This is a genomic window from Desulfobacula sp. (genome assembly GCF_030611305.1).
Classification (GTDB): Bacteria; Desulfobacterota; Desulfobacteria; order Desulfobacterales; family Desulfobacteraceae; genus Desulfobacula.
Window position 1 is genome coordinate 1 of the sequence record NZ_JAUWQB010000002.1, and the last position, 12,440, is coordinate 12,440.

The following is a 12,440-nucleotide window of genomic DNA, read 5'->3' on the forward strand; positions in this document are numbered from 1 at the left end:
TATTGCCTCTGTTTTTGTTTTATAATTTTTTGTTTTTGCGAATAAAAATAATACACGAAAACAGAGGCTTTTGCAACACAACAATTTGAAATTATTATGTAAATTCTGTAAATTATAAATTGATTTCAACACCCTTTATTAATTACAATAACGCGGGACAGGGCATAAATAAAAAATCCCACACCAGATTTTAATCTGACATGGGAACCGTTTTTATCCTCATTTTATTGATCTGCCCTCATCCTCGCAAGCAACATGACCAAATATTCAGGCAGATTTTCTGACTTCCGGATTTCTTTACTTGTCACGCCTTCCCATTAAAACAACCTAATTTAACAGTGGTAAATGTGACGTTCATCCCCGGTTACAGCGGCGGGTCCGTTCCTGACTCTCACAGGATTCCCTTTTACCTGCACCTTGCAGCACCTGAAACATTTAATAAAATAGACGTATTATAGCCACGTGTCAAGAAAAATTTTTGATCGGCAATGCGGATAACCTCAATATAATAAACTACTTATTGGAAAGAAAATATTTTATCCTTTGGAGATAAAAATATCCTGATTTAAAACATCAAGCTCACTAAATCCCACTTTTAAAGAAAACAGAACAGACAACATAGTGCTGAAATATTCTGTGTAGAAAATTGAGAGCATGATAGCAATCTGGTATTTTATTGCCACAATCGGAATTGAACCCCCAAGGATCTGCCCTGTCATCATGCCCGGAAGGGAGACAAGTCCGATGGTTGCCATGGAAGCAATGGTCGGAGTGATGGCTGCCAGAAAACTCTGGGTAAAATATGGTTTTAATGCCTGGATACGGCTATTAAATATTGATATGGAATACAGGTAGACTTTCTCATCCTTTTTAATTCCTGAATAAAAATTGTTCAGCCCGATGATAATACTTCTCAGGCAGTTACCAAGCAGCATACCACCGATCGGGATAAGATATTTTGCTTCAAACAGGTTGTCAATTCTTACCACCACTCCATTAAAGAAAATTAAGATAATGGTGAACGGAATAAGTAAAGAAAAGAATACAGGGATAAAAAAAAGTTTCACCTTGAGGTTGCTTGATCGTATGATGGACTGACAGGCAATGGATATCATTATCAAAAGATAAATTGTGTTTAAAACAGGTGAATTAAATTTGAATAAATATTTAAGATAAATTCCGACAAAACCCAATTGTACACACATTCTGATGATTGAGGTGAACAGGGTTTTATTTATTGTAAACTTTAATCGTCTGTTGATATAGAAAACAGGGATAAGAAATACGAAGAGCGACATAAGCGATAAAAGATTAAGATCCTGAGCACCCAAATTTATAACCACCTTTCTATTTTGATTGTATTATTTTTTTTCCAGACAGTATCATGGGAAATAAGGACAATTGTTTTTTCCTGATCAAGAACAAAGTCGGCTATTTTTTTTTCATAATATCGTCAAGTGCTGATGTCGGTTCATCCAAAAGCCAGACAGGGCGATCCAGAAGAAAACAGATTAACAGACCGATTCTCTGGCGCTCTCCACCGGACAGCTCCTTGACGGTTTGATCCAGAAGTTTTTCGCCCAGGTCAAGAAAATCCAACAGCTCCGTAAAATGGGTCTTGTCTTGATTTTTTAATAAGTTATGCTCCCAAATTTCATCGAGAAGCTCACCTACCCTTCCATCCTTAAGATCAATATCCTGGCTTAGATAAAAAATCTGATGCCGGATATCCTTGATATGTTCTTTAACTATATCAAGATCATTAAAAGAGACTCTTCCTTTATCTATTGTTTCAAACCCAAGAAGAATTTTAAATAAAGTTGTTTTGCCAATACCTGATTTTCCCTGAATCAATACTTTTTCATTTTTTTGAACAGAAAAGTTCAAACCGGAAAAAATCTCTTTATCATTTCGTTTCAGATATACAGATTCAAAGTTAATCATTTTGTCTGCCTTCAATTTCATGGAAAAGCTGACCAGCCTTTTTTCCTGCATCTTTGAAAACTTCCAGTCCCAATGGAGTGATGGAGTAATATTTTCTGACCTTACCGCTTACAATTTGTTTCTCTTTTGTAAGAAGACCGCTTTGTTCCATTTTATTCAAGAGTGGGTATAAGGTTCCGGGACCGATGTTGTATCCATGTCTTTTCAGTTCTTCCATCATCCAGGCTCCGTAAACAGGGTCCTGTTTTGTGTGGTGCAGGATATGCAGCTGGACAAAACCGTGATAGAGTTTTTGTAATATCTTTTTTTTCATTTGATAATCAGGGCCCTTTGGTTATCAGTTATCGATATTGAAATTCGATATCGATAACTGATAAAGTAATTCTGATCTTTAATTTTGTCAATAAAAAAGGATCAGATGATGCAAATTCAAGGGTAAATCTGTGTCAAGGGCATTATCCAAATGTCGGAAATTCTGATATTGCATTTTAAAGGATTTGCCTGTATTTTAGGGCTTTAACCGTTAAAAGGCCAAAATATTTCATGAAATTTGACACATACCATATATCATCCGCTATCAAACGAAATCTGTCAGGGCTTGGATTTAAACGTCCCACAGATATCCAGTATAAGGCTATTCCTTCTATCATGAAGGGAGAGGATGTGCTTGCCATTGCCCAGACAGGTACAGGGAAAACAGCGGCATTTGCCATTCCCATAATTGATAAGATCCACAGGGCAAAGAGCTCAAAGCGGTCCTGGGGAATTAAATGTATTATTTTGGTACCCACAAGAGAGCTGGCCTTTCAAATTGGATCCGTGTTCGATAATCTTTCAAAACACACCAAGACAAAGGCATTTGCAGTTTATGGCGGGGTTGAGCAGGACCCCCAGATCAAAAAACTTGGCGATGGCATTGATGTGCTTGTGGCAACACCCGGGCGAATGTTTGATCTGATCAGCCAGGGGGCTATCACCCTGCAACGAGTGGATACCCTTGTCCTCGATGAAGCTGACCAGATGCTGGGCCTTGGATTTATCAATGATATCAAATCAGTAAAAAGAAAGCTTTTTAAAAAACATCAAACCCTTTTCTTTTCTGCAACTATTAATAAGGAGATTAAAAAACTTGCCTTTTCCCAGGTAAAATCTTCTGCCATCAGGATTCAAATTTCCCCGGAAGACCCGGTTTCCAAAAACGTATCCCATTTTGTCATGTTTGTTGAAATGGATGATAAGCGGTTTTTTTTACGAAGATTCATCAGTGATAACCCGGAAGCAAGGATTATTGTTTTTGTCAGAACCAGGGTCCGGGCGGAACGGGTGGCAAAAGCCCTTGAAAGGGGTGATATAAAAGCTTCAACCCTTCATGGGGAAAAAGATCAAAAGGAGAGGACAGAAGTGATGCGCCTTTTTAAACAAGGCAAAACAAAGATTATGATTGCCACGGATGTCAGTGCCAGGGGTATCGATATTCCCGATATTCATTATGTCATTAACTATGACCTTCCGGAAAAGAGTGAAAATTATGTCCACAGGGTGGGAAGAACAGGAAGAGGGGTTAATAAAGGGATTGCCATTTCTTTTTGCAGCAGAGAAGAAAAAGAACGCCTTGAAGATATCCAGCAGTTTTTAAACAAAGAGATTCAAACCATACCCGTCAGCAAAAAAGAGTATACCTATACCCTCTCCCTTTCCAATGAGACTCAAAGCATTCAGGAATTAATCCAGGGACAGGAAGACTGGGAGAAAAAAAAGAAAAAACGAAAAAAAAATTGATCCTCTGAAAATATTAACTTATACCCACAGATATAAGAAACACCCGATATAGATTATAGTAACAGATGTGGCAATAAACATCTTGACTCGGGATAATTGAAAGGTCTCTTTAATCAACAGCACATTCACAGCAAAACCATATAAAGAAAAACAAATAGCCAGACCAATCATCAAAGGCATCTGACTGCCGGTTTGAAGGGCAGCTACAAATGGTGCCAACGGCCACAGGGAAATAGATGCAGCACCCATATTAAAGTATGACAGTATAAAATTTGCTTTTCCGCCGATAGCTTTTAGAAATACCCAGACAAAGAGTGCTGCACTGGCATGCATTAAAAACACTACGGGAATACCTGCAACAATAATTTTTAAGGCATTAAAAGAAGACGCATCAAAGCCTTTTTCAACTAAAATGATCTCGCTGAAAAAAAAGGCGGAAAATCCGTAAATCAATCCCAGCATGGCCACATTAATGATGCAGGAATATTGCAGCTGTTTTATGTCCAGCTTTTTTATGGGGGCTATATCAAATTGAAGAAGCCGGATCATGGGGTTAAAATAGTTCATACGGGTTTCCTTTTTGTTTTGCAGCATCTCGGGACTTTATCGGCCCCGGGATGCTATAGTCAGGCTGAACTCAGTAAAAGAGTGCCTTTCGAAAAACAATATTTAACTCCAGGGTTGGAGACCCCAGAAAAATATGCCGATACAGACAGCAGATATAATCAAAGGCCAGGTAATGCCGTTGTATCTGGTTTCTTCATAATCTGTTCCCCAGCCATGGATTCTGTCAATCACTTTTTTGTCTGTCAATGTGGGAGCATAGGATTGGAACATGGACATTCTGTTAAAGACAATGGACAGGATGATAAACATGGCAAAACTTAATGGTATAGTGACCATTCCGCCGGACATGCCAAGTGCTGCTACAAGGCCTTTGCCTACACAAATAGAGGGGAGAACATGGGGAGAGATCAGGATAAAAAGAAATCCGCAGAATAGTGAAGAGACGATTAATGCAAGCTTATTGGCTTCTTTCCACCACACACCCAGTAAAATGGCCGGGGTGGCCGTGGTTGCAAGGAGCCCGAACGCCCAGAGGATACTTGTCACCAAAAATTTCGGCGGGCTAAAAGCCATGAGAATGGCAGCGGCTCCACCCATGAGAAGGGCCGCGTATCCCCATTTCATTTTTTTGGAAGTCTCCATATCAGGGGCAATGATTCCTAAAAGGTCTGATCCCACAAGTCCTGCAATGGCCATGAGGTTGCCACCGATGGTGGAAAGTCCTGCAGCCACTGCACCACCCATAACAAAAGCGGCAACAAGTGTAGGGTTGTAAAACACATTGAGAATTAAGAGGGTCTGGTCAGCCTTTTCAATTATCCTGCCTGTGGTGGCTGTAAAGAAGTTGCCTGCAAATCCGACCACATAGGTTCCTGAGAAAAGAAGACCCAAAAAGATGGCAAACCATACAACTGCCCAGCGCGCACTTTTTACAGAGGAAGAAGTAAATACTTTCATGGCCAGATGGGGTAATGCAATTGGTCCTAAGGTAAACGCGGGAATCAAGGCAAAATACCATCTGAAATCATATTTCATATCAAAGAATGTAGGAATATTTTTAATCATTTCCGGAACCATGTCACCATAAGCCAATGGTGGGAACCACCATCCGGATGATCCCATGATTTTCATGATGGCACCCATGGGAACGATCATGGCAATGGTCATGACAACCATCTGGAAGGCTGCATTATAGGTGGCTCCGTACATACCGCCGATAGTGATAAATCCGACAGTTGCAATTCCTGCAACAATGATGGCAATGTTATAAGGAACGCCGAAGAGAAGCTCGAATGCACGTCCAAGACCGATCATCTGGCCCAGTGCATACATGATCATGATAAGGATCATCCAACAGACAATAACGACTGTAGAGGGTTTCCCATATCTTTGTCTGATAAAGGTTGCGGGAGTAAAGGCCTTCATACGCCTTAAACTGGTCCCGTATAAAAGGGTGAGCAAAGGAATGGAGATGGCCCATTGAATCCAGAGATAGACAAAAGGCACCTGGAGTTTTAAAATCAGGGCAATGACGCCTAAAAAAGTTGCAAGGCTAGCCCAGGTGGCTGCCATTCCAAGGCCGTTGGTAACAGGTCCGATGGAAAATCCTGCTGCGTAAAAATCTTCATCGGAAATGGTTTTACGACTGGCCATATAACCCACACTGTAGAAAATAACAAAAAGGATAAAAACAATACCGATTCCTATCCATACATTACTTAACGCATATTCAGCTGGCATATTATGGTCTCCTTATTTATCAATCTTTTCGGTTTCAGAGGAAGGTGGAAGGGAATTGACATATTCTTCCATTTCATCATCAAATTTATTACACATGATGGTCATGGCCAGACAGACTGCCGCAACACCAAACCATCCCAAAAGGATGGGAACAATGTATTGAATGGGAAAGCCCCATAATGTGCCTTGCTGGAGCCCTGGAAAAAGAACGAAAATAGATGCTGAGTGACCCACTAAAAGCAGTAAAACAGAAAACACAAGAGTGAGTGTAATTTCTTTTTTGTAGAGTTTTTCTTTCATAGAAAAGCTTCCTTATTTTATATGATATTTGATTTTTACAGGCACCCTCCCCCAGTAAATCGGATATTGGGTGCCTGCAGAATTAGCCTGTTTTAACCATTTTGATTATAGAAAGGGTTTTTATCTGCCCCACTCAGAGTCTCTCAAGTCAATTCGTCGTATCTTACCGCTAATGGTTTTAGGTAATTCTTCTACAAATTCTATTTTTCTTGGATATTTATAGGGTGCGGTGGTCTTTTTGACATAATTCTGCAATTCTTTAATCAGGTCGTCACTGGGCTTATGATTGGGGGCCAGAATGATAAAGGCCTTAACCACTTCACCACGGGTCTCATCCGGACTTGAAACAACAGCAGATTCTGCAACAGCTGGATGCTCGATCAGGGCGCTTTCTACCTCAAATGGCCCGATCCTGTAGCCGGAAGTTAAGATAACATCATCTGACCTTCCTACAAACCAGAAGTATCCGTCTTTGTCCACATAGGCTTTATCGCCTGTGAGATACCAGCCCGGAATAAATGCAGATGCTGTCCTTTCAGGTTCTTTCCAGTATTCTTTAAAAAGGCCGACCGGTCTTTCCGGTACCACTCTTATAGCGATATCCCCCTCTTCGTCTGGCCCAAGGATGTTGCCTTGATCATCGATAACGTGTAGATCAATACCAGGGGTTGGTTTTCCCATGGAACCGAAACGCGGTTCAATGCACGGGAAACTTCCGGCAAGAAGAACCGTCTCGGTCTGGCCGTAACCGTCTCGGATAATACATCCGGTGGCTTTTTCCCAGACATCAATGATTTCCGGGTTTAATGGTTCACCTGCACCAACACAGTGTCGAAGTGTGGGGAACTTGTACTGGGACAGATCCTGCAATACCAGCATCCTGTAGATGGTGGGAGCGCCGCACATGGTGGTAATGGGATGTTTGGCCAGTAAATCAAGGGTGGTTATTGGATCAAACCGGTCTGTGTGATGGATAAACTGGGCAGATCCCTGGTTCCACGGGCCAAAATAGCTTGACCAGGCAGCTTTTGCCCAACCTGTATCAGATACATTCCAGTGCATATCATCAAGTTTCAGATCCAGCCAGTATTTTCCAGTTACCTGGTGTCCGATCGCATAGGAGTGGGTATGCAGAGCCATTTTCGGGAACCCTGTTGTACCGGATGTAAAATAAACCAGACAATTGTCTTCAGCTTTTGTTTTGGCTGTTTCAAATTCATCAGATGCATCTTTCATGGCATCATCAAAAAAGAGCCATCCGTCTTTGGCAGCTTCAATAACAATTTTTGATTTTACAGTGTCACATTTGTCTTCCACTTCATCAAATGTTGCTGCAATGGCAGGATTGGTAATGATACAGGCAGCGTTGGATTTGCTGGCACGGAACTCCAGATCTTTGGAGGTGAGCTGTGTGGTCCCCGGTGCAATAATGGCACCGCAGCGGATACAGGCTGTGAAAATGATCCACCATTCAATGTTTCTGGGAAGAACAACAATGACAACATCACCCTGTCCAATGCCCTGGGCTTTTAAAACATTGGCCAGTTTTTTGGAGGCAACACTGATATCGTTGAAGGTTTTTTTGATCTGGGTACCATTGTCGTCCACCCATAGCATGGCAAGCTTTTCTTTGTCCTGGGCCCATTTATCAATAACTTCACCGGCAAAATTGTAATATTCCGGAACATCCCATTTGAATTCTTTATACTCTTTGTTATAGTCAGTCATATTTGGTTGTATAGTCATAATATATTTTACCTTTTACCTTTGAAGTATAGTTAATTTTGGCTTCTTTAAGTGTTAAAACCGGTTAAAAAATGCTTCACCTCCTTTCTGCTCCGATAATATGGTCTTATAAAAAAAATATTTTCCAGCCTCAATCAGCTGGCCTTCTTAATTTAAGTATTTTCAACATGAGCTTCAAAATTTTCACAACATGAGATAGCGTGTTAACTTTGATGTATTAAAGTAGGAGGAATTAAACAATCGGTGAAAACCGGATTTTGAATGTAGGCGATTTTGCAGGATTTGTAGTTTAAAATGGTATTTCAATGTAGGTTTGCGAACCTACAAGGATAGATTTAATCAAGCTGGGTGCTGATCTGGCCGGTCTTTTCAAAATGCACGGCGCATCTAATCAGTTCATTGGCGTGCTTTAAATTAAGTTTATTTTTTATTCTTTCCCGATAGGTACCGATGGTTTTAATGCTTAAAAAGAGTCTTTCTGCAATATCTCTGGAAGAAAAGCCCCTGCCGATCATTTTAAAGACTTGTAATTCTCTGTCTGTCAATCTGTCAATGGGTGTTTTCTTTTTGGTTTCCAGGGTGTCGGAAATATTGGAAAGAATATGCTCTTTTACTTTTTCAGTGAGATAGATTTTTCCTTCAAGAACATGGTGAATGGCTGTGACCACAGACTCCATGGCTTCCTGTTTCATGATATACCCTTTGGCACCGGCATGCAGTGCTCGTTCAGCATATAAGTATTCGTCGTGCATGGATAACACCAGAACAGGAATATTTTTGTGATATTTTTTGACATATTTTACAAGATCAATGCCGTCAGATTTTTTCAATGTGATGTCTGCAATAATGAGATCAGGTTTTAAGGTTTCTATTTCCTTAATGGCAGGCTCCACGTCTCTTGAATCACCAAAAGCAATAAAGTCGTCTTCCTGATTGATCAGTTCGGCAAGCCCCAGTCTGAAAATGGGATGATCTTCAACCAGTAGTATTTTATTTTTATTTGGCATAAATCATCTTTCAACGTTGGCTGAAAATACCACTTTTAAACCGTTCATGCAATGGTTAAACTATGATTGATATTAAGCGGAATTTCAGTGGATCAGTTAAAGGCATTTAAAGGTAAAGCCAGATTTACCCGGGTACCTGAGATATCATCAGAATTGATCAACAAAGAGGCGCCGATAAGTTTGGCTCTGTAATTCATGATTCTCAAGCCCATGCCGTTTGTCTCCTTTGAGGGGTCCATTCCAGCCCCGTTGTCCTTCACACTGAGAAGAAATAGATCTTTCTGTATTTTTATTATGATCTCAATTTTGTCTGCCTTCCCGTGGCGAATGGCATTCTGAACAGCCTCCTGGGCAATATGGTACAGGTTGATGGTCACCACGGTGTCTCCTACAGGGATTTTTTTCCTGCAGTCAAGACTGCAGTCCATTCGGTGCATGATCCGGGTATTGGTCACAAGTTCCTGCAATGAAGCCTCAAGGCCGTTGTTAAAATAAACCGGGCAAAGCCCCCGTGCCAGACAGCGTGTTTTGTAAGTGGCTTCCTTTATTAAATCCGTTATTTTATCCGACAACTGCCCTGCTTCTTCAGATTGTCCTTCAACCTTTCTTTTCAGTACCTTGCTTAACCCTTCAATCCCGATTAAGTGGGGACAAAGATCATCGTGCAGATCATTCCCTATTTTTTGCCGCTCTTTTTCTCCTATTTCCATGATAGCCTTTTCAAGGCGTTTAACGTCTGATACATCCCTGTGTGTAATCACTGATCCCACGGGCTCTCCGTCCTTATTCCGGTAGACCGATCCCCTGGTGGTCACATCAATGACCCTGCCGTCCTTTGCTGTCCTTTGAGTTTCGGTTCGCGGCAGCACTTTGCCCTGCAGGATCGTTCCGATTCCTTTCATGGTTTCTTTCCAGTGCCCCTTGGGAACAAAATGATCCATTTTTTTCCCAAGGCTGTCTTCCAGTGTATAACCAAACACCCTTGTAAATGCAGGATTCATATAGGTGACATTCCCTTCCATATCATAAACTACAATGGGATCAGGTGTTGCTTCCATAACAGACCAATACTTTTCTTCACTCTCCTGCAGGGCTTCCTGGGCCTGCTTACGTTCTGCAATCTGAGCTTTAAGATCCTTGTTATGGGTTTCAAGCTTGTCCATAAAGGAGTTATAGTAAAATGTGAGCTGACCCACCTCATCATGGGACTCCATTTTAACCAGGCGATTGGAAAATCCATCGATAATATCTTCATTAAACCGGTTCATCAGTTCCCGCAAGGGCTTTGTGATAGTGGAACTCAAGAGAAAGGTGATGGGAATAAAAATAATCAATGATGCAAATCCCACTATAATGATAAAGGTTTTAATGGTATTCAAAGGAGAGAAAAACTCATCCAGATAACTGGAGGAGGCCACAATCCATTCATATTCCGGAATATAGTTAAAAAGAACCAGTTTTTTCCTGAACCGTTCATCCCTGGGATTTTTCCATGGATAAATCATTTTTCCATTCTTTTTTTCCAGCATTTTTTTAAAAAACCGACTGGAAAAGTCTTGGCCGGAAAACACATTGACCCCGGCAAGTTCGGGATGGATAATCATATTTCCTTTGGCATCCATGATATAGGAATATCCGGTTTTCCCAAATTTTAAACTCAAGATACTTTCTTTAAAATCATTGATATTGACAAGCTTGCTGAATTCTTTTCGATAGGAGGATACAGTGATCATCCAGTCCCAGGGTTCAAAATAGCTCAGGTAAAGAGCCTTGGGTCTTGGCGTTGAATCATCCGGGTTTTTCCAATAATATTCAATATATCCGTTTTTTTTGGCAATCATTTCCTGTACAAATTTGTGGTCGGAAATATCCAAACCCTCCAAAGATTTTTTAGGATGCTTGAGTACCCTGCCCGTACCGTCCAGAATGCAGATATAGCCGGTTGTTCCGATTTTCTGGGAAAGAATAATATCTGTAGCCCGCGCCTTGGCCTCTTCACGACCGATTTCTCCGGCTGTCTGTAGATCATAAAGGTGCTGAATGATTTCATGATTTTTCTCAGCCGTTGCCCGCAGATGATTTTTTATGGATACTGACACGGCAGTTTTTACATTATTCAATATAGCAGCAGTGGAGTTTTGAAGCTCGTTTTCAATATTTTTTTCAACATTTCGTTTGACAATGGAATAAATGATCAGGCTTGCAAGGGTCATGATCACAAAAAATGTGGAAGAATAGATAAACAGCAGTTTATATCGGATACGGAAATTTTTAACTATATGGAACGGGTTCATAATACACACCAAAATTATTTAAATTAACTCATAACCAAAGAACTTTTTCAAAAACAGAGCCAATTGTCAATTGGAGATTTCTTCTTTGAGCATACAGCAGGCAATTTGATGTTCAGGATCGCCTTTTTTGTTGTAAGAAAGGTTTTGGGGCTGAATCATTTTATTCATGACGCAACCTTCCGGGACGGTAAGGCTGAACAGATCTTTTTCATTGATCTTTGGTGTGGAAATCAATTTATTGTTTCTTATTTCATATGAATGCAGGGGAAAGTCTTCGCAGATGGGACACTGGTACACCCTGCCATTGGGGAATATAAAATAATTATCAGCCACATTGCCGGCGCATTGAAATATTTCATCATTGCCGAGAAACACCTTTGGGTAGGTTACAATAATGCCATGGCAGGCAATCGTTTCCGCCACTTTGGGAATGGTGGAAAGCCAGATTTCTTTTGATACCTGGAGTTTTCCATCAGGATTTGATGACTCACCTCTCATGCCGATCACCTGGATAAAAAACCGTTTGATACCAAGATTTTTCACCATATCCGGTATTAACTCAAGTTCATGAATATTAATATCTGAAACCGTATAGATCATTGAACAGGAAAAGCCTTTTTCCAGGGCTTTTTGGATACCTTCCCTCACCTTGTCATAGCTTCCCTTCCCTCTGATGGCATCATTTGTTTTTTTTGTGGCACCATCCAGGGAAAATGAAAGAAAGTCAATGTCATCACAGGAAATTTTGTCCAGGATGTTATGAAATAAATACCCGTTGGTATCAATGGTGATGGATTTGAACCCAAGGCGTTTCGCCTCTTTGACGGCCAGGTGAAGATCAGGGTGAAGGGTGGGTTCTCCCCCTAAAAAAATGACATTGGTCTGTCTGGTTTTTTTTGAAAAAAGAGCGAGCCAGTTCCGTATGGTTTCAATATCAAGAGTGTTGGCTCCGTGTTGATTTTTATTAATATAGCAATGGGTACAGGAAAGGTTACACTTTGTTAAGATGTGAAAAAAGAGATTGGAAGAATCCTTCGAAAATGCAACGGTTCTGTTTGTCATA

11 protein-coding genes and 1 riboswitch are annotated in these 12,440 nt (G+C 40.7%); of the genes, 1 reads left to right on the forward strand and 10 read right to left on the reverse strand.

Annotated elements, in window-relative coordinates:
* Positions 1–253: 253 nt before the first annotated feature.
* A riboswitch (cobalamin riboswitch) is annotated at positions 254–445 on the reverse strand.
* Between the two features lie 91 nt (positions 446–536).
* From QAI40_RS00480 to QAI40_RS00490, 3 genes are all read right to left on the reverse strand, one after another.
* Positions 537–1,298 (reverse strand): ABC transporter permease, encoded by a 762-nt coding sequence (locus QAI40_RS00480; RefSeq protein WP_304511423.1) that lies wholly within the window; start codon positions 1,296–1,298, stop codon positions 537–539.
* A gap of 133 nt (positions 1,299–1,431) precedes the next feature.
* Positions 1,432–1,944, reverse strand: a complete 513-nt coding sequence (locus QAI40_RS00485; RefSeq protein WP_299978456.1) for an ABC transporter ATP-binding protein — start codon at positions 1,942–1,944, stop codon at positions 1,432–1,434.
* Positions 1,937–2,257: a PadR family transcriptional regulator gene (locus QAI40_RS00490; RefSeq protein ID WP_299978453.1), complete on the reverse strand. Its 321-nt coding sequence runs from the start codon at positions 2,255–2,257 to the stop codon at positions 1,937–1,939. The genes QAI40_RS00485 and QAI40_RS00490 overlap by 8 nt, the downstream gene beginning before the upstream one ends.
* 230 nt (positions 2,258–2,487) lie before the next feature.
* Here QAI40_RS00490 and QAI40_RS00495 point away from each other — a divergent pair, with 230 nt between their 5' ends.
* Positions 2,488–3,723: a DEAD/DEAH box helicase gene (locus QAI40_RS00495; RefSeq protein ID WP_299978450.1), complete on the forward strand. Its 1,236-nt coding sequence runs from the start codon at positions 2,488–2,490 to the stop codon at positions 3,721–3,723.
* 18 nt (positions 3,724–3,741) lie between these two features.
* On the opposite strand, the gene QAI40_RS00500 is transcribed toward QAI40_RS00495, so the two are convergent.
* The 7 genes from QAI40_RS00500 to QAI40_RS00530 all read right to left on the reverse strand — a co-directional run bounded on the left by QAI40_RS00500 (position 3,742) and on the right by QAI40_RS00530 (position 12,439).
* On the reverse strand, positions 3,742–4,290 hold the full coding sequence (locus QAI40_RS00500) for a hypothetical protein (RefSeq protein WP_299978447.1): 549 nt from the start codon (positions 4,288–4,290) through the stop codon (positions 3,742–3,744).
* 102 nt (positions 4,291–4,392) lie between these two features.
* Positions 4,393–6,030, reverse strand: coding sequence for a solute symporter family protein (locus QAI40_RS00505; RefSeq protein WP_299978445.1), 1,638 nt, complete (start codon positions 6,028–6,030; stop codon positions 4,393–4,395).
* A gap of 12 nt (positions 6,031–6,042) precedes the next feature.
* Positions 6,043–6,330 carry a hypothetical protein gene (locus QAI40_RS00510; protein ID WP_299978442.1) on the reverse strand — a complete coding sequence of 96 codons (288 nt, stop codon included), beginning with the start codon at positions 6,328–6,330 and terminating at the stop codon, positions 6,043–6,045.
* 120 nt (positions 6,331–6,450) lie between these two features.
* A complete protein-coding gene (locus QAI40_RS00515) occupies positions 6,451–8,076 on the reverse strand; it encodes an AMP-binding protein (protein ID WP_299978439.1) in 1,626 nt (541 codons plus the stop codon).
* Between the two features lie 335 nt (positions 8,077–8,411).
* Positions 8,412–9,083 carry a response regulator transcription factor gene (locus tag QAI40_RS00520; RefSeq protein WP_299978436.1) on the reverse strand — a complete coding sequence of 224 codons (672 nt, stop codon included), beginning with the start codon at positions 9,081–9,083 and terminating at the stop codon, positions 8,412–8,414.
* A 92-nt stretch (positions 9,084–9,175) separates the two neighbouring features.
* On the reverse strand, positions 9,176–11,377 hold the full coding sequence (locus tag QAI40_RS00525) for a cache domain-containing protein (RefSeq protein WP_299978434.1): 2,202 nt from the start codon (positions 11,375–11,377) through the stop codon (positions 9,176–9,178).
* 66 nt (positions 11,378–11,443) lie between these two features.
* Positions 11,444–12,439: a radical SAM protein gene (locus QAI40_RS00530; RefSeq protein ID WP_299978431.1), complete on the reverse strand. Its 996-nt coding sequence runs from the start codon at positions 12,437–12,439 to the stop codon at positions 11,444–11,446.
* Between the last annotated feature and the right edge of the window lies 1 nt (position 12,440).

Coding starts and splice junctions, on each gene's coding strand:
- QAI40_RS00485 (WP_299978456.1), bottom strand. CDS start 1,944: ATGATTAACTTTGAATCTGTATATCTGAAACGAAATGATAAAGAGATT.
- QAI40_RS00500 (WP_299978447.1), bottom strand. CDS start 4,290: ATGAACTATTTTAACCCCATGATCCGGCTTCTTCAATTTGATATAGCC.
- QAI40_RS00495 (WP_299978450.1), top strand. CDS start 2,488: ATGAAATTTGACACATACCATATATCATCCGCTATCAAACGAAATCTG.
- QAI40_RS00515 (WP_299978439.1), bottom strand. CDS start 8,076: ATGACTATACAACCAAATATGACTGACTATAACAAAGAGTATAAAGAA.
- QAI40_RS00505 (WP_299978445.1), bottom strand. CDS start 6,030: ATGCCAGCTGAATATGCGTTAAGTAATGTATGGATAGGAATCGGTATT.
- QAI40_RS00510 (WP_299978442.1), bottom strand. CDS start 6,330: ATGAAAGAAAAACTCTACAAAAAAGAAATTACACTCACTCTTGTGTTT.
- QAI40_RS00530 (WP_299978431.1), bottom strand. CDS start 12,439: ATGACAAACAGAACCGTTGCATTTTCGAAGGATTCTTCCAATCTCTTT.
- QAI40_RS00525 (WP_299978434.1), bottom strand. CDS start 11,377: ATGAACCCGTTCCATATAGTTAAAAATTTCCGTATCCGATATAAACTG.
- QAI40_RS00520 (WP_299978436.1), bottom strand. CDS start 9,083: ATGCCAAATAAAAATAAAATACTACTGGTTGAAGATCATCCCATTTTC.
- QAI40_RS00490 (WP_299978453.1), bottom strand. CDS start 2,257: ATGAAAAAAAAGATATTACAAAAACTCTATCACGGTTTTGTCCAGCTG.
- QAI40_RS00480 (WP_304511423.1), bottom strand. CDS start 1,298: ATGTCGCTCTTCGTATTTCTTATCCCTGTTTTCTATATCAACAGACGA.